The sequence below is a fragment of the Sinorhizobium glycinis genome (assembly GCF_001651865.1).
Lineage (GTDB): Bacteria > Pseudomonadota > Alphaproteobacteria > Rhizobiales > Rhizobiaceae > Sinorhizobium > Sinorhizobium glycinis.
This window is the reverse complement of sequence record NZ_LPUX01000050.1, coordinates 13,958-30,117: the sequence shown is the minus strand read 5'-3', so window position 1 is coordinate 30,117 and position 16,160 is coordinate 13,958. Positions and strand designations below refer to the sequence as shown.

Below are 16,160 nucleotides of genomic sequence, written 5' to 3'. Positions count from 1 at the left end.
CATGAGTGATTTGAAGCCGTTCGTCGCAAAAGTCGCAGCCCGCGAGGCACTCAGCCGCGAAGAAGCGCGAGCGGCCTTCGAAATCATCATGTCCGGAGCCGCCACGCCATCGCAGATCGGTGGTTTCCTCATGGCGCTCCGGGTGCGCGGCGAAACTGTCGACGAGATTGTCGGGGCTGTCGGCGCGATGCGGGCACGGATGTTGCCGGTGGAGGCGCCTGAGGACGCGATCGACATCGTCGGAACCGGCGGCGACGGTGCCGGCACCTACAACATCTCGACGCTAGCATCGCTGATCGTCGCCGGGTCAGGAGTGCCGGTCGCCAAGCACGGCAATCGCGCCCTGAGCTCGAAATCCGGCACCGCCGATGCGCTCTCCTGCCTCGGCGTCAAACTCGACATCGGACCGGAGGCGATTGCCCGCTGCATCCGCGAGGCTAGCGTCGGCTTCATGTTCGCCCAGCAGCACCATTCGGCCATGCGCCATGTCGGTCCGACCCGGGTCGAGCTCGGCACGAGAACGATCTTCAACCTGCTCGGCCCGCTCTCCAATCCGGCCGGCGTCAAACGGCAGCTCGTCGGCGTCTATGCGCCGCAATGGGTCGACCCGCTCGCCGAAGTCCTGCGCGATCTCGGCTCCGAGAGCGTCTGGGTCGTGCATGGTGAAGGCCTGGACGAGATCACCACGACGGGGACCACCAAGGTCGCCGAGTTGAAGGACGGCAAGATCCGCAGCTTCGAGCTGACGCCGGACGACTTCGGACTGGCACGCACCACCCTCGATGCGTTGAAGGGAGGCGACGGAGCGCATAATGCGACGGCCTTGCAGGCGGTACTCGATGGCGAGGAGAATGCCTATAGGGACATTTCCCTTGCGAACGCCGCTGCATCGTTGATGATAGCGGGGCGCGCCAAGGATCTCGCCGAAGGCATGGCTGTCGCACGCCAAGCGCTTTCAAGCGGTGCGGCCAAGACCGCCCTGCAGCGGCTGATCACCGTCTCCAACGCCGCTTGAGGAGAGGACATGACGGATATTCTGCGCAAGATCGAGGCTTACAAGCGTGAAGAGATCGCTGCCGCGAAAGCGCGCGTGCCGCTCGACGAGCTGAGGGCGCGGATCGCCGACCAGTCGTCGCCGCGCGGCTTTCACGCCGCACTTGCGGCGCGCCGCCAGAAGGGCGAGTTCGGCCTGATCGCCGAAATCAAGAAGGCCAGTCCGTCGAAAGGAATGATTCGCCCGAACTTCGATCCGCCGGCGCTGGCGAAAGCCTATGCGGCGGGCGGGGCTGCCTGTCTCTCGGTGTTGACGGATGCGCCGAGTTTTCAGGGTGCCCCCGAATTTCTGACCGGGGCGCGGGCCGCCTGTTCGGTGCCGGCGCTGCGCAAGGACTTCATGTTCGACACCTACCAGGTCTTCGAAGCCCGGGCCTGGGGGGCGGACTGCATCCTGCTGATCATGGCGTCGCTTACCGACGACGATGCGCACCGGCTCGAAGACGCGGCGTTCGCGCTTGGCATGGACGTGCTCGTCGAAGTGCATGACGCCGAGGAAGTGGAGCGGGCCCTGCGGCTCTCGTCACCGCTCATCGGTATCAACAACCGCAACTTGAGGACGTTCGAGGTTGATCTTGCCGTTTCCGAACAGCTAGCGCCAATGGTGCCGGCCGATCGGCTGCTGGTCGGCGAAAGCGGCATCTTCACGTATGAGGACTGCAAGCGCCTCGAAAAGAGCGGCATCACCACATTCCTCGTCGGCGAAAGCCTGATGAGGAAAGACGACGTGGAGGCGGCAACGCGCGCGCTTTTGACCGGCTCGGCAAGCGCCGTGGCCGCAGAGTGATGAGCGGCCCGCGCCTCACCCATATCGACAGCGCCGGCAAAGCCCATATGGTCGATGTCGGTGAGAAAGCGGAGACTGTGCGTGTCGCCGTCGCCGAAGGCTTCGTGCGGATGCAGCCGGACACGCTGGCCCTGATCCTCGAAGGCAACGCCAAGAAGGGCGACGTGATCGGCACGGCCCGTCTCGCCGGCATCATGGCCGCCAAGCAGACGTCGAGCCTCGTTCCCCTCTGCCACCCGCTGATGCTGACCAAAGTCTCCGTGGATATCGCGCCGGACGATACCTTGCCGGGTTTGCGGGTCGAAGCGATGGCGAAGCTCACCGGACGGACTGGTGTCGAGATGGAAGCGCTGACGGCGGTCAGCATTGCCTGCCTGACAATATACGACATGGCGAAGGCTGTGGACCGCGAGATGGAAATCGGCGGCATTCGCCTCGTCAGCAAATCGGGCGGGCGGTCCGGCGACTATCGCCGGAGCGGAGACCAGGGCTGATGTCGCTGCTGTCTGTCGAAGAGGCGCTCAAAAGGGTCCTTGCCCAAGCCCGGCCGCGCCAGCAGACCGAGCGGCTTGCGCTCCATGATTGCCTCGGCCGCGTGCTTGCCGAGAACACCGGCGCGCTGCTCACGCATCCTCCCTTCGACAATTCCGCCATGGATGGTTACGCCGTCCGTCACGAGGACATTGCCGAGGTCGGCGCCGAACTGACCGTGATAGGGCAATCCGCGGCGGGACGCGGATTTCAGGGCCGGGTTGGACCGGGCGAGGCCGTGCGCATCTTCACCGGCGCGCCGCTCGCCGCCGGCGCGGATACGGTCATTCTGCAGGAGGACACCGAGAAGCTCGAGGGCAATCGGATTCGCAGCCTGTTCGCGCCGGCAAAAGGCCGTCATATCCGATTGGCCGGCCAGGATTTCGAGAAGGGTGATATTGCGCTCTTTGCCGGAAGCGTCCTTGATGCCGGACGGTTGACGCTTGCCGCCACTATGAACCATGCGAACCTGCCGGTCTTCCTGCGCCCGAAGATCGCGATCCTCGCAACCGGCGATGAACTGCTGCCGCCCGGCAGTTCGCCCGGGGCCGATCAGATCATCGCCTCGAACAGTTTCGGCGTCGCGGCGATCGCTCGTGAAAATGGGGCGGAAATTTTGGATCTCGGCATCGTCCTTGACGACCGGTCCGCGATTGCCGCTGCAGTCGCAAGGGCACAGGCCGCACATGCCGACGTGCTGGTCACGCTCGGCGGAGCCTCGGTCGGCGACCATGATCTGGTCCAGTCGACGCTTGTTGGTTGCGGCATGACGCTCGACTTCTGGCGCATCGCCATGCGGCCGGGAAAACCGCTGATGGTCGGTGATCTCGCCGGAATGCCGGTGCTCGGACTGCCCGGCAATCCGGTCTCGAGCCTTGTCTGCGCCCTGCTCTTCCTGGAGCCGTTGACGCGCAAACTCGCACATCTTCCCGACCGCTCACGGCTCATCGCGGCAAAGCTCGCCGCACCTTTGCCAGCCAACGACCGCCGCCAGGACTATGTTCGGGCGCGGCTCTCCCGCGAACCGGATGGCTCGCTGCTGGCGCATCCCTTCCAACGCCAGGACTCGTCGATGACAAAGGTCTTCGCGCAGTCGGATGGCCTGATCGTTCGCCCGCCGCAAACACCGGCCGCGGCGCCTGGCGACTCCTGCGTCGTTCTCAAGCTCCGGGATCCTGCCTAGAGCGTGAATCTGATTTGCGCCCGAAAGGGAATTCCTTTTCCGATTCCGCCTAAAGGGATAACGCTCTAAGGCGTTAAGGTCGGTCGTCGCCCGGCCTTCTTGCTCTCTATCAGGCCGAATGTTCCTCGGCGCGCCGGCTGACGAGAATCTTGTCGATTCGGCGACCGTCCATGTCGAGAACCTCGAAGCGGTATCCATGCGCCTCGGCGCAGTCGCCTTCCTCCGGCGTCTTGCGCAACTGCTGCACCAGGAAACCGGCTATGGTTTCGAAATCACCGTCGCTATCTATGCCCTCAATGCCGATCTGCAGGTGGATCTCGTCGATCGGCGTTCGGCCGTCGACAAGATAGCTGCCATCCTCGCGGGCCCGGATATGGGCGTGCTCGATATCGTCGTAATTCGACGGGATGACGCCGACGATCGCCTCCAGGATGTCGGCTGTCGTGATGATGCCTTCCGTGCTGCCGTACTCGTCGACAATCATTGCCATGTTGACGCTGGACGCCTTGAAGGCTTCGAGGGCCTTCAGGCACGAGGCTGTCTCCGGAAGCGTCAAAATTTCGCGGACATAGGTGCGGATGTCGAACGGCGCCGCGATCGGAGCGTTGAGTATCTCCTTTGCCAGCACTGCTCCGATCACATCGCCCGCCGGACCATCTATCACCGGATAGCGCGAGTGGCCGAACTGCCGAATCTTGCGGCCGATCGCTTCCAGGCTGTCATTCACGTCGATGAAGCTGACCTCGGTTCGGTGCGTCATGATCGATTTGACGTTCCTGTCGCCGAGGCGAATGATGCGCCGCAGCATCTCGTGTTCGCTTTTCTCGATCGCGCCGCTCTCCACGCCTTCGGCCATGATCGCATGCACTTCCTCTTCCGTGACATGATCGGGGTCCTCGGCCTTCATGCCCATCAGCCGCATCGCCAGGCGCGCGGCAGTCTCGAACAGATAGACGACCGGCGCGGCTATCCGCGAAAGCACGGTCATGGGCCTCGCCACGAAGATCGCCACGCCTTCCGAATTCCTGAGCGCGAGCTGCTTTGGGATGAGTTCGCCGATGACGACCGACAGGAAGGTGATGAGCGTGACGACGAGAGCGACGGCAACGGTGTTGCCATAGGGGTTGATCCAGGCAATCTCGTCAAGGACGGGTGCGAACTTCGCTGCAATGGTCGCGCCGCCATAGGCACCCGCCAGGATGCCCACGAGGGTGATGCCCACCTGAACCGTGGACAGGAACTTTCCAGGATCTTCGGCAAGCCGCAGGGCGACTTCCGCGCCATGATTTCCCTGCTTCACCATCTGACGCAGCAAGGGTTTGCTGGCCGAGACGATTGCCATTTCCGAGAGCGCAAAGAAGGCATTGATCAAAAGCAGAAGAAAAATGACAAAAAGTTCGGACATAGGCTCCGTTCACCGCTCAGAAGGGTCGTCAGATGAGGAACGACTGCTCTCAGATAGGCCACGGCGACTGCGCGGGCAAGGCCAGTCTGGCGATCCGTGTCGTCCGAGGGCATAGCGGCGGTTGTATACCACCGCCGGTCCATCTCAGATTTTTGCGCTCTGGTCCGGATTGAAGGCTTTCTGGATTCGATTGCGACCGTATGTGATGACGTATTCCATCGCCTGCCGCGCTCCGAGCTCGTCCCTTCTGCCGATCTCCTCGACGATACGGATGTGGTTGCGGGCAACCTCGTCTATGCCGCCCTTCTCGTCCGTCGGCGAACTCAATTTGAACACGCCGACGAGGGCTGCCTCGATCAGGCCGCCGACTGTTCTGAGGAACGGATTGCCGGACGCCTCGAGAACGGCGAGATGAAACTTCAGATCGGCCACGGCGAGCGTTTCAGCAGTGTGGCTGGCGTCACCCATGGCAACCGCCAGCCGCATCATCGTGGCGATTTCCGCATCGGTCGCGTTCCGCGCTGCCAAGGCAGCGGCATGCGTCTCGAACGCGAGCCGCACCTCGCTCAGATGGTAGAGGAAATCCTCATCCACCCCGCATGCGAAATGCCAAGTCAGGATATCGGCGTCGAAGAGATTCCACTCTTTCCTGGGCGTCACGCGCGTCCCGATGCGGGCGCGAGGCACAACCATGCCCTTTGCCGCAAGCGTTTTCATGGCTTCGCGCAAGACGGTGCGCGACACACGGAACCGAAGTGCCAGTTCAGGGTCGCCGGGCAGGATGCTGCCGACCGGAAATTCACCCGAAACGATCGCCTTGCCGAGTTGATCCACGACCTGCGCATGGCTCGTTCGCTTCGGCGTTCTGGATATCACCGTATCAAGCAGGCTCTTGTTCAACCCGTCCCCTCCAAGAGTGCCCTCCTTGCTGCGGGCAGGCGCTGTTTTTTTGGTGTCGTCGCTGCTTCTCGTTATGAGCGCAGAGGTCCGTATAACAGTAGATCGAATATACGATTCCCGAAAGCCCGACGAAGAGCCGCCGGCGCAATCCGCTGCCGCAGATTGGTCACCGCAAAGAACAAACCCCGCGCCTTGGCGCGGGGTTTGCAGGTGACCTCGAAGGCGTATGCCCTTGCCGCAGTTATTGCGGCAGCTTGTCGTCGACGCCCTCGACATAGAAATTCATGCCGAGGAGCGTAGCGTCATCGGAGCTTTCGCCTTCCTTGAGCCACGCCGTGCCGTCCTGCTTGTTGAGCGGACCGGTGAACGGCTTCAGTTCGCCGGACTTGATCTTGGCTTCCGTCGCCTCGGCCATGGCCTTCACGTCATCGGGCATGTTCGTGTAAGGCGCCATCGTCAGGATGCCGTCCTTCAGGCCGTCCCAGCTCGACGTCGTCTCCCACTTCCCATCGAGGAAGGCCTGGGTGCGCTTGACGTAATAGGCGCCCCAGGTATCGACGATCGCCGTCAGCTGTGTCTGCGGGCCTGCTGCGATCATGTCGGAGGCCTGGCCGAAGGCCTTGATGCCGCGTTCGGCGGCGACCTGCATCGGAGCGGTCGTGTCGGTGTGCTGGGTGAGGATGTCGACGCCCTGGTCGATGAGCGCCTTGGCGGCATCCGCTTCCTTGCCCGGATCGAACCAGGTGTTCGCCCATACGACCTTGATCTTGAACTCCGGATTGACCGAGCGGGCGCCGATGACGAAGGAGTTGATGCCCATCACCACTTCCGGAATCGGGAAGGAGGCGATGTAGCCTGCAACACCCTTCTGCGACATCTTGGCGGCGATCTGGCCCTGGATGTAGCGACCTTCATAGAAGCGGCTGTTATAAGTCGCAACGTTCGGTGCGGTCTTGTAGCCGGTCGCGTGCTCGAACTTCACGTCCGGGAATTTCTGGGCAATCTTGATCGTCGCGTCCATGAAGCCGAAGGACGTGGTGAAGATCAGTCCGCAGCCGGACCGCGCCAGGCGCTCGATTGCGCGTTCCGCGTCAGGGCCTTCCGGGACGTTTTCGAGGAACTGCGTCTCGACCTTGTCTCCCAGTTCCTTTTCGACCTGCTGGCGGCCGATGTCGTGGGCCTGCGTCCAACCGCCATCGGTCTTCGAGCCCACGTAGACGAAGCAGATCTTGGCCTTCTCCTGGGCGCTTGCGACTGATGCAAAGCCGAGCACCGCAGTCGTGGTTGCGAGGGCGAGGAGTAGTTTTTTCATTTTTGACCTCTGTCGGTTTGAGAGTTCCGTCTGGTTGTTGTTGTTCACCGGTCCGGCACAAACGGCTTGCCGAGCGATGCCGGCGTATTGATCAGGGTCATCCGCCGGTTGTGGGATATGAGAATGAGTACGACAATTGTCGCCACATAGGGAAGTGAGGAAAGAAACTGCGACGGAATGCCGATGCCGAAGGCCTGGGCATGAAGCTGGCTGATCGACACGGCGCCGAACAAATAGCCGCCGGCAACCACCCGCCAGGGCCGCCAGGAGGCGAAAACCACGAGGGCAAGCGCGATCCAGCCGCGACCCGCCGACATGTTCTCGACCCATTGCGGCGTATAGACGAGCGACAATTGCGCACCGGCAAGCCCTGCGCAGGCCCCGCCGAAAAGCACCGCCATGTAGCGGGTTCGGATGACGTCGACACCCAAGGCATGCGCGGAGCCGTGGCTGTCGCCCACCGCGCGTAGCTTCAGCCCTGACCGCGTCCTGAAGAGGAACCAGTGGATGCCCGCGACAATCGCCATCGAGAGATAGAAGATTGCGTCCTGCCGGAAGAGCAATGGGCCGAGAAATGGAATCTGCGACAGCACCGGTATGGCGATCGGTTGCAGCTTGATGCCCTGCATGCCCAGGAAACTCTCGCCCAGCATGCCGGACACGCCAAGGCCGAGCAGCGTCAGGGCGAGGCCGGTCGCCACCTGATTGGCGACGAGCGTCAGCGTCAGGAAACCGAACAGCAGCGAGGACAACGCGCCGGCAGCGACACCGGCGAGCACGCCGATATAGGGCGAGCCGCTGAGCTGCGTGGCGGCGAAAGCACAGACCGCCCCCATGATCATCATGCCCTCGACGCCGAGATTGAGCACGCCGGACCGCTCGGCGACAAGCTCGCCGGCTGCGGCAAGGACGAGGGGTGTCGCGGCCGTGATGACACTCAGGAGGATTGCTTCGACGATACCCATCAGTGCGCCTCATCCGCCTTGAGCGCCGCGAACCTCTCTCTCACAAGCCGGATGCGGTAGTGAATGAGCGTGTCGCAGGACAGCACGAAGAACAACAGCAGCCCCTGGAAGACGCGCGTCACCTTGTCGGAGACGCCGATCGAAAGCTGCGCCGCCTCGCCGCCGAGATAGGTGAGCGCCAGGACGAGGCCGGCGGCGATGATGCCGAGCGGATTGAGGCGGCCGAGGAAAGCGACGATGATCGCCGTGAAACCGTAGCCGGGTGAGATGACCGGCCTGAGCTGCTGGATCGCGCCGCTGACCTCCGAAATGCCGGCAAGCCCGGCAAGAGCGCCGGAAAACAGCATCGAGAACCAGATCATCTTGCGCGACGAGAACCCGGCGAAGCGCCCTGCCCGCTCGGACTGGCCGAGGACGGTGATCTCGAAGCCCCGCAGCGTGTAGCGCATCATGAACCAGACCGCGAGCGCCGCAATGATCGCGAAGGCAAATCCCCAGTGGGTGCGCCCGGAGGCGATCATTTCGGGAAGAATCGCATCCGCCCCAAAGGTCCGGGTTTCCGGAAAGTTCATCCCCTGCGGGTTGCGCCAGGGGCCGCGCACCAGCCAGTCGAGAAAGAGCTGGGCGACATAGACCAGCATCAGGCTCGTCAGGATCTCGTTGGTGTTCATATGAGCCTTCAGGAAGGCCGGGATCGCCGCGAACAGCGCACCACCGATCATGCCGAGCACCAGCATCAGCGGCAGTACGAGCGGCGACTGCCAGTCGTAGAAAACGACCGGCAGGATGGAGCCGGCGATCGCTCCCATGATGAACTGGCCTTCCGCACCGATGTTCCAGTTGTTGGAGCGGAAGCAGACGGAGAGCCCGACGCCGATCAGGATCAGCGGCGCGGCCTTGATCGCCAGCTCGTGCAGCGACCAGACCTCGCTCAGCGGCTCCACGAAGAAGCTGTAGAGCGCCGCCACCGGGTTCTTGCCGAGCAGCGCGAACATGATGCCGCCGAAGACGATCGTCAGCGCGAAGGCGATGAACGGTGACAGGATGGAAAACAGCGCCGAGACCTTGGCGCGCTTTTCGAGCTCAATGCGCATGTTCCGCTCCCGCGCCTTCGGTCTTGCCATGCATGCCGCCCATCAGCAGGCCGATCTTCTCGCGCGAGAGTTCGCGGGCCGGATAGGGATCGGAAAGCCGGCCCTCGCTGATCACCGCGATTTCGGTCGCCACCTCGAATATCTCGTCGAGGTCCTGGCTGATCACCAGGACGGCAGAGCCCGCCTTGGCGAGATCGACGAGCGCCTGGCGGATGCGGCTCGCCGCCCCCGCGTCGACGCCCCAGGTGGGCTGGTTGACGACGAGCACGGCCGGCTGCCGGTCGAGTTCCCGGCCGACGATGAACTTCTGCAGGTTGCCGCCCGAAAGCGAACCGGCCGGCGGGTCCTCGCCGCTCTTGCGCACGTCCATCGCCTCGGAAATTCGTTTTGCCGCGGCCTTGATCGCGCCCTGACGGATGATCTTCAAGAAACCGCCGCCGAGAAAGACGCGCCGGTCCGACTGATTGCGCGCCAGGACCAGATTGTCGGAAAGGGAGAGGGAAGAGACCGCCGCATGCCCATGCCGCTCCTCCGGCACGAAGCCAGCCCCCATCAGACGTCGTGCATTGATGTTTCTCGTTCCGACCGGCTTCTGGCGGATTTGCACGGCATTGTCGTCGGATACCGGATACTCGCCCGAGAGAGCGTCGAAAAGCTCGCTCTGGCCGTTGCCGGCAACACCCGCGATCGCCAGCACCTCGCCGGCCCTCACCTTGAGGGAGACGTCCTTCAGCGAAACCGCGAAAGGCGTGCGCGCCGCTACGGAAAGATGGCGGGCCTCGAGTTGCACGTCGCCTTTGGTGTTCGTGCCCTCGGGCGTCACCACTGCCACGTCGTTGCCGACCATCATGCGCGCCAGCGAAGCCGGCGTCTCGGCGCGCGGGTCGCAGGCGCCTGTGACCTTGCCATGCCTCAACACCGTGGCGCGGTCGCACAGGCGCTGCACCTCCTCGAGCCGGTGGCTGATATAGAGGACGGAGCGTCCCTCCGCCTTCAGTTTCAGCAGCGTTTCGAACAGCCTGTCGGCCTCCTGTGGGGTCAATACCGAGGTCGGCTCGTCGAGGATGATCAGCTGCGGATTTTGAAGAAGCGCGCGCACGATCTCGATGCGCTGCCGTTCACCGACGGAAAGATCGGCGACATGCGCGTTCGGATCCAGCGGCAGGCCGTAGACGCGCGACAGCCGCGAGGCCTCCTCGGCAACACGGGCGAGGGAAATGCTGCGGTCCATCGAAAGCGCGATGTTTTCGGCGACGGTCAACGCCTCGAACAGGGAGAAGTGCTGGAAGACCATGCCTATGCCGAGCTTGCGCGCCTCGCCGGGGCTGGTGATCCGGACATTGTCGCCCATCCACGAGATCTCACCGGCGGTCGGCGCGAGCACGCCGAACAGCATCTTCACCAGGGTCGATTTCCCCGCCCCGTTCTCGCCGAGGAGCGCGTGAATTTCTCCCGATTCTATTTGCAGATTGATTGCATTGCAGGCCGCGAACGAGCCGAACAATTTCGTCAGGTTGCTCACGGCCAGCAACCGGCCGCTCGCAATTTGTCCCTTAACAGGCACGCTGCCCTCTTTTCCCCTCTTTCGAACCCCTGCCGCCTATGGAACCCGGTCAGGGAATCAACAAAGTCGTTCCGCTCGTTTTTCTTGTTTCGAGATCCGTATGCGCTCGGCCAGCCTCGGCGAGCGGATAGGTCTGATTGATATTGATACGCACTTTGTTGCTTTGCACAACATCAAACAGGGAATTTGCACATGCCTCCAGCGCCGGCCGCGTCGCGACATAGGTGAAGAGCGTCGGGCGGGTCGCGTAGAGCGCCCCTTTCTGCGCCAGGATGCCGATATTGAACGCATCCACCGGTCCGGAAGAATTGCCGAAACTGACCCAGAGGCCGCGCGCCTTCAGGCAGTCGAGCGAGGCGGGATAGGTATCGCGGCCGACCGAGTCATAGACGACGTCGACGCCCCGTCCGCCGGTCAATTCCCTCACGCGTGAGACGAAGTTCTCCGTCCGGTAGTTGATGACATGGTCGTAGCCATGGGCGAGCGCCAGATCGACCTTCTCCTGCGATCCGGCCGTGCCGATAACCGTGGCGCCAAGCGCCTTGGCCCACTGCCCGGCGATCAGCCCGACACCGCCGGCGGCCGCGTGAAAAAGCAAGGTGGTCTCGGGGCCGACCTTGAAGGTCTGATTGAGCAGATATTGCGCGGTCATACCCTTCAGCATCATCGCCGCCGCAGTCTCGAGGCTGATCCCGTCCGGAACCTTGACCAGCTGGGAGGCATCGACATTGCGTTCGCTCGCATAGGCGCCGTCGGCGGAAGCATAGGCGACGCGGTCCCCGACGGAAAACATGCTGACCCCGTCTCCGACGGCGGTCACGATGCCGGCGCCCTCCTTGCCCGGGACGAAGGGCAGACCGGTTGCCGATTTATAGAGCCCGGTCCGGAAATAGACGTCGATGAAGTTGAGGCCGATGGCGACTTGTCGGATCTGCACTTCGCCGGGCCGGGGTGCCGCGAGCGTCACGCCCTCCATCTTCAGAACTTCCGGTCCGCCGAGTTCGCGAACGACGATCGCCTGTGGCATGAGCAACTCCTAGACGCGCCCGAGATTGGGAAAAATCTGCAGAACGAAACCGATGACGTAGAGATAGATCCCCGTCGCCACCGCGCCGACAACCACCCACGGCGGCGTCTCGAAATGCAGCAGCAAGGCATACATGCCGAGCGCCGACCAGACCATGAAGACGCCGAGATTGAGGGGCCTCAATCTTTTCACGCGCACCGGGTGCAGGAAGTTGATGGGCAGGAAGGTCAGCACGACGGAAAGGAAAACAGCAATCGATGCAGTCACTTCGCTCGCCTGGATGACAAAGAGCGTGAAAACGATCATGTTCCAGACGACCGGGAATCCGGAGAAGAAATACTCATCCGTCTTCATCCCCATATCGGCATAGTAGATGGCGCTCGACACCACGATGGCGCCGGCCGCCACGAAGGACCAGGGTTCCCCGATCATGCCGCTCTGGTAGAGCGCGAATGCCGGTAAGAGCACGTAGGTCACATAGTCGATGACGTTGTCGAGCGTATCGCCAGACCAGTTCGGCAGGACTTCCTTGACCTGCACCTTGCGCGCGATCGGGCCGTCGATACCGTCGACGAGCAGCGCCAGTCCCAGCCACCAGAACATGTCGACAAAACGATTCTCGGCCGCCGCCACCACGCCGAGAAAGGCCAGGAACGAGCCGGATGCCGTTAGCATGTGCACGGAAAAGGCGCGGATTTCGGCGTAGGGCACGCGTCTGTAGTTGAAGAATTTCATCTGCGAATGCCGCCTATCCCTTCGTTTCGTCTTTTCGCGCCATCGCCAGACCGCCGCTGACCCGCGATTGACGGCACTTCGGCGGTTAATATGCACCCTTTGCGAGGCATCGCCAGCAAAATTCACTTGCGTCAACCTTCAAGCGCAATTGTCCTGTGGACACGCTCCGATCCCGCCTCCGCTGTTTCAGCCCATTTATTTCAATGGGCTAAGCGGGTACAACGAAACCAAGACATTGACTTAGAGACGGACAAACGCTCGGGAAGCACCGGCCATGCAACATTATGACATTGCCATCATCGGCGCCGGACTTGCCGGCTCGCTGGCGGCGATCGCGCTTGCCCGCGACGGCCATCGCGTCGCGCTCATCGGGCCGAGGCCGGCCGTCGCCGACGGGCGCACCACGGCCCTCATGGACCAATCGATCGAGTACCTCAAGGGGCTCGGTCTCTGGGACGAGATCGAGCCTCTGACGGCGCCGCTCGTCGCCATTCACATCATCGATGGTACCAAGCGGCTCTTGCGGGCGCCTCCCGTCAATTTCCGTGCCGCCGAGGTGGGCCTCAAGGCCTTCGGCTACAACATCCCCAATGCACCCTTCCTCGAAATCCTGGAAAAGCGCGAAGAAGGCCTGACGGCGCTCGAGCGGATCGCCGCCCCGGCCATGACCTTCGACATCGGCGAAATCGAAGCGCGGGTGGGCCTCGAGGACGGGCGAACGATCACCGCGGATCTCATTGTCGGCGCCGACGGCCGCCGCTCTGCGGTTCGCGAGGCCGCGGGGATCGAGGCTTTCACCTGGTCCTATCCGCAAACGGCGGTCGTCCTGAACTTCGGCCACGAACTTTCGCATCAGGAGGTTTCGACCGAGTTCCACACGGAAAGCGGACCGTTCACCCAGGTGCCCCTGCCGGGCAACCGCTCGAGCCTCGTGTGGGTCCAAAAGCCGCGCGACGCGGAGGCAACGCTGAAGCTTCCGACGGACGTTCTGTCGCGCACCATCGAGGACCGGATGCAGTCCATTCTCGGCAAGGTGAGCGCCGAAGGGACGCCGCAATCTTTTCCGCTCTCCGGCATGACCGCCCGGCGCTTCGGCAAGGGACGCGCCGCGCTGGTCGGCGAAGCGGCGCATGCCTTCCCGCCGATTGGCGCGCAGGGGCTCAATCTCAGCCTCCGTGACGTGATGACGCTTGTCGACCTGATCGGCCGGCCGACCGGCGGACAGCTGGCAGCAGATATAGGAGACCGATTCGACGGCCGCCGCCGGATGGATATCGTCAGCCGGACGGCAAGCGTCGACCTGCTCAATCGGTCGCTGCTCTCGGATTTCTTGCCCATCCAGGCACTACGGGCCATGGGCCTGCAGTTCATCTCCTCTGCCGGTCCGCTGCGCGGCCTCCTGATGCGCGAGGGGATTCATCCAGGCAGCGCTCTGCGCTCGATCAAGGATAGCCTATGGGAAAAGATCGGTCGGAAGCGCGACGAAGGATTGCAGCACTAGAGCATTTTGCAGTCAGGTGGAATCACCTGACGTCGCACAAATGCGGCAAAAACAAAGGTTTAGAGCGGCGACGCGAACGTATGTGAGCGCATCCCGCTCTAGATCTGCACTGTCATCCCTCTCCCCCGCTCCGGCTCGCTTTGCTCAGCCGATTTGCGACAGGATGGGGAAGGTCTGCTGAAACCAGATGGCGACCGCGCTGATGAAGCCGAAGAGGAAGGCAAGGCCAGCCAGGACGAGAAGCGCGCCCATCAGCTTCTCGACGAGACCGAGATGGCGGCGGAACCGCATGAGGAAGCGCATGAAGGCCCCGGAAAAGCCGGCGGCGATCCAGAACGGCACGGCAAGGCCGAGCGAGTAGATGGCAAGCAGCATCGCCCCGTCGCCGACCGTCTCGCGCGCCGCGGCGACGCCGAGGATGGTGCCAAGGACCGGGCCGATGCACGGCGTCCAGCCGAAGGCGAAGGCGAGCCCCATGATATAGGCGCCCGACAGCGTCGCCGGCTTGCCGCCGCCATGAAACCGCGCCTCGCGGGCAAGCAGGCCGATGCGCAAGACGCCGAGGAAGTGCAGCCCCATGACGACGATGATGATGCCGCCGATGCGTGAAAGGAGATCGATATATTGCCTGAGCAGGAGGCCGATCGACGAAGCCCCTGCCCCGAGCGCCACGAAAACCGTGGCAAAGCCCAGCGTGAAAAACAGCGCCGCCGGCAGGACCGCCCGTCGCGTGCTGCCGACGGTCGCCGCATCTCCGCCGCGGAACTGATCCACCGATACACCGGCCATGTAGCAGAGGTAGGGCGGGACGAGCGGCAGGACGCACGGCGAAACAAACGACAGAGCGCCGGCAAGAACGGCGGTCCAGATGGAAACATCGGCAATCGACAAAATTCGGAACTCCGGCACTCGGCTCGTGGCTTTCTTACCTGCATGTATACAGCGACACCAATCACCTTTCGGCGATCATTTTGCCGCACTGGATTATCGGAGGACGACTTCGCCGGGATCTAGACCTGGCACCACGGCCTTGGCAGGACTCTTAGCTTGGAAGCGGCCCGTAATGCTGGCTTCGCGCAATTTTTCGGTTGACCGGCACGAAACGTGCGTGCATATGTCCGCCACTTCCGCGGGCTCCCAGAGCCGGCACGGGAGCGCGTAGCTCAGTCGGTAGAGCAACTGACTTTTAATCAGTAGGTCCAGGGTTCGAATCCCTGCGCGCTCACCACGGCACAATTAAATGCCGAGTTGCATAAGCGTGCGGGTTTGCACCGTTTGCGGGAGCTCACCCCCCTCAAGAGCAGCCCTAGATCACACCGATCACCCTGCCGTTCGGGTCAAGGTGGCAGCTCACTCGCGCCCGACGGACCTCTATGCCGCCCCGGCCTGCGTAGTCTATGCGCACCGTGAGCGGGGCCATGCGCTCGCCGCGGCGCTGCGAGACGAGAGGACCGGCGCTTGCCGCGCGTACACGCACGGCGCCAAGGGGCAACGCAGCCGATGTGATCGCCTGCAGACAGACGCTTACCGCGGCGCCCGGGTCATCCGAAATCGCGCCCGTTGTCACCGGGTCCGTCACGGGACGGCCCAAAACGCCTTGCTCGTATTCGCCGCGGTCGCCAAGCCCATTCCCTAACGGCAAAAGGATAAATGGCAGGCCGATGGATGGCGCTGCGCCCGTTGCGGGAGCAATGCCGGCTATCGCTCCTGCACGGACCCCCTTTGGAGTGCCGCCACCCTTTAGCGATCCAGTGACCAGACCAGGCAAAGCACCGATCGAAACAGATGGCGCTCCCTTGCCTTTCGAAGACGCGGCTCCCCCACCGGATTTCGCCAGTTTGCCGCCACTCTGATAGCCGGCGTTGCCGCTAGCCCCACTGTTTGGTCCCGCGTACGCGCCGGCCTTTACCCTGCCTCCTGCACTGTTCCCTGGAGAGCCGCCACCCTTGCCGGCCGCCACACCACTTCCGGAAGATGTCGCATGGCTCTTGCCGATATCCCCGCTGCCTGGTCCCGCCGTCGCGCCGGCCGAGGCTCCGGCCTGCGCTCCGCCTCCGGTGCTGCTCCCTGACACGCCGCCACCTTTGCTACCCGCCGTGGCGG

General features: G+C 63.1%; 14 protein-coding genes and 1 tRNA gene. 6 read left to right on the top strand and 9 right to left on the bottom strand.

Going from position 1 to position 16,160, the window contains the following annotated elements; genetic code table 11:
- Position 1: 1 nt before the first annotated feature.
- The 4 genes from trpD to AU381_RS02770 are packed head-to-tail and all read left to right on the top strand — an operon-like array spanning position 2 to position 3,554.
- Positions 2–1,015, top strand: coding sequence for an anthranilate phosphoribosyltransferase (gene trpD / locus AU381_RS02785; RefSeq protein WP_064240301.1), 1,014 nt, complete (start codon positions 2–4; stop codon positions 1,013–1,015).
- 9 nt (positions 1,016–1,024) lie between these two features.
- Entirely contained in the window at positions 1,025–1,840 is an 816-nt protein-coding gene (trpC, locus tag AU381_RS02780) for an indole-3-glycerol phosphate synthase TrpC (RefSeq protein ID WP_064240300.1), read from the top strand.
- Positions 1,840–2,334: a cyclic pyranopterin monophosphate synthase MoaC gene (moaC, locus tag AU381_RS02775; protein WP_064240299.1), complete on the top strand. Its 495-nt coding sequence runs from the start codon at positions 1,840–1,842 to the stop codon at positions 2,332–2,334. Before trpC ends, moaC begins: the two co-directional genes overlap by 1 nt.
- Entirely contained in the window at positions 2,334–3,554 is a 1,221-nt protein-coding gene (locus tag AU381_RS02770; RefSeq protein ID WP_064240298.1) for a molybdopterin molybdotransferase MoeA, read from the top strand. Before moaC ends, AU381_RS02770 begins: the two co-directional genes overlap by 1 nt.
- 109 nt (positions 3,555–3,663) lie before the next feature.
- On the opposite strand, the gene AU381_RS02765 is transcribed toward AU381_RS02770, so the two are convergent.
- The 8 genes from AU381_RS02765 to pcsA form a co-directional block, all read right to left on the bottom strand.
- A complete protein-coding gene (locus AU381_RS02765; RefSeq protein ID WP_064240297.1) occupies positions 3,664–4,959 on the bottom strand; it encodes a hemolysin family protein in 1,296 nt (431 codons plus the stop codon).
- Between the two features lie 144 nt (positions 4,960–5,103).
- Positions 5,104–5,859 carry a FadR/GntR family transcriptional regulator gene (locus tag AU381_RS02760; protein WP_064240296.1) on the bottom strand — a complete coding sequence of 252 codons (756 nt, stop codon included), beginning with the start codon at positions 5,857–5,859 and terminating at the stop codon, positions 5,104–5,106.
- A 241-nt stretch (positions 5,860–6,100) separates the two neighbouring features.
- Positions 6,101–7,171 carry a BMP family ABC transporter substrate-binding protein gene (locus tag AU381_RS02755; protein WP_064240295.1) on the bottom strand — a complete coding sequence of 357 codons (1,071 nt, stop codon included), beginning with the start codon at positions 7,169–7,171 and terminating at the stop codon, positions 6,101–6,103.
- A gap of 44 nt (positions 7,172–7,215) precedes the next feature.
- Positions 7,216–8,136, bottom strand: a complete 921-nt coding sequence (locus tag AU381_RS02750) for an ABC transporter permease (RefSeq protein WP_064240294.1) — start codon at positions 8,134–8,136, stop codon at positions 7,216–7,218.
- On the bottom strand, positions 8,136–9,230 hold the full coding sequence (locus tag AU381_RS02745) for an ABC transporter permease (protein WP_064240293.1): 1,095 nt from the start codon (positions 9,228–9,230) through the stop codon (positions 8,136–8,138). The genes AU381_RS02750 and AU381_RS02745 overlap by 1 nt, the downstream gene beginning before the upstream one ends.
- Positions 9,220–10,794: an ABC transporter ATP-binding protein gene (locus AU381_RS02740; protein ID WP_064240292.1), complete on the bottom strand. Its 1,575-nt coding sequence runs from the start codon at positions 10,792–10,794 to the stop codon at positions 9,220–9,222. The genes AU381_RS02745 and AU381_RS02740 overlap by 11 nt, the downstream gene beginning before the upstream one ends.
- Before the next feature lie 49 nt (positions 10,795–10,843).
- The gene (locus AU381_RS02735) at positions 10,844–11,821 is read right to left on the bottom strand and encodes a quinone oxidoreductase family protein (protein ID WP_064240291.1); all 978 of its coding nucleotides are present in this window, start codon (positions 11,819–11,821) and stop codon (positions 10,844–10,846) included.
- A gap of 9 nt (positions 11,822–11,830) precedes the next feature.
- A complete protein-coding gene (pcsA, locus tag AU381_RS02730; RefSeq protein WP_064240290.1) occupies positions 11,831–12,556 on the bottom strand; it encodes a phosphatidylcholine synthase in 726 nt (241 codons plus the stop codon).
- A gap of 274 nt (positions 12,557–12,830) precedes the next feature.
- On the opposite strand from pcsA, the gene AU381_RS02725 reads away from it, so the two are divergent.
- A complete protein-coding gene (locus AU381_RS02725; protein ID WP_064240289.1) occupies positions 12,831–14,057 on the top strand; it encodes a UbiH/UbiF family hydroxylase in 1,227 nt (408 codons plus the stop codon).
- A gap of 144 nt (positions 14,058–14,201) precedes the next feature.
- Here the strand turns inward: AU381_RS02725 and AU381_RS02720 are convergent, their stop codons facing one another.
- On the bottom strand, positions 14,202–14,948 hold the full coding sequence (locus tag AU381_RS02720; RefSeq protein ID WP_064240288.1) for a cytochrome c biogenesis CcdA family protein: 747 nt from the start codon (positions 14,946–14,948) through the stop codon (positions 14,202–14,204).
- A 261-nt stretch (positions 14,949–15,209) separates the two neighbouring features.
- Between AU381_RS02720 and AU381_RS02715 the strand changes: the two genes are divergently transcribed.
- Positions 15,210–15,285 (top strand) — tRNA-Lys (locus tag AU381_RS02715).
- Positions 15,286–16,160 lie beyond the last annotated feature (875 nt).

What these genes read in the sequence shown, in the direction of transcription:
- AU381_RS02750 (WP_064240294.1), bottom strand. Translation starts at nt 8,136, where the DNA reads ATGGGTATCGTCGAAGCAATCCTCCTGAGTGTCATCACGGCCGCGACA.
- moaC (WP_064240299.1), top strand. Translation starts at nt 1,840, where the DNA reads ATGAGCGGCCCGCGCCTCACCCATATCGACAGCGCCGGCAAAGCCCAT.
- AU381_RS02765 (WP_064240297.1), bottom strand. Translation starts at nt 4,959, where the DNA reads ATGTCCGAACTTTTTGTCATTTTTCTTCTGCTTTTGATCAATGCCTTC.
- AU381_RS02770 (WP_064240298.1), top strand. Translation starts at nt 2,334, where the DNA reads ATGTCGCTGCTGTCTGTCGAAGAGGCGCTCAAAAGGGTCCTTGCCCAA.
- AU381_RS02755 (WP_064240295.1), bottom strand. Translation starts at nt 7,171, where the DNA reads ATGAAAAAACTACTCCTCGCCCTCGCAACCACGACTGCGGTGCTCGGC.
- AU381_RS02745 (WP_064240293.1), bottom strand. Translation starts at nt 9,230, where the DNA reads ATGCGCATTGAGCTCGAAAAGCGCGCCAAGGTCTCGGCGCTGTTTTCC.
- AU381_RS02735 (WP_064240291.1), bottom strand. Translation starts at nt 11,821, where the DNA reads ATGCCACAGGCGATCGTCGTTCGCGAACTCGGCGGACCGGAAGTTCTG.
- trpC (WP_064240300.1), top strand. Translation starts at nt 1,025, where the DNA reads ATGACGGATATTCTGCGCAAGATCGAGGCTTACAAGCGTGAAGAGATC.
- pcsA (WP_064240290.1), bottom strand. Translation starts at nt 12,556, where the DNA reads ATGAAATTCTTCAACTACAGACGCGTGCCCTACGCCGAAATCCGCGCC.
- trpD (WP_064240301.1), top strand. Translation starts at nt 2, where the DNA reads ATGAGTGATTTGAAGCCGTTCGTCGCAAAAGTCGCAGCCCGCGAGGCA.
- AU381_RS02725 (WP_064240289.1), top strand. Translation starts at nt 12,831, where the DNA reads ATGCAACATTATGACATTGCCATCATCGGCGCCGGACTTGCCGGCTCG.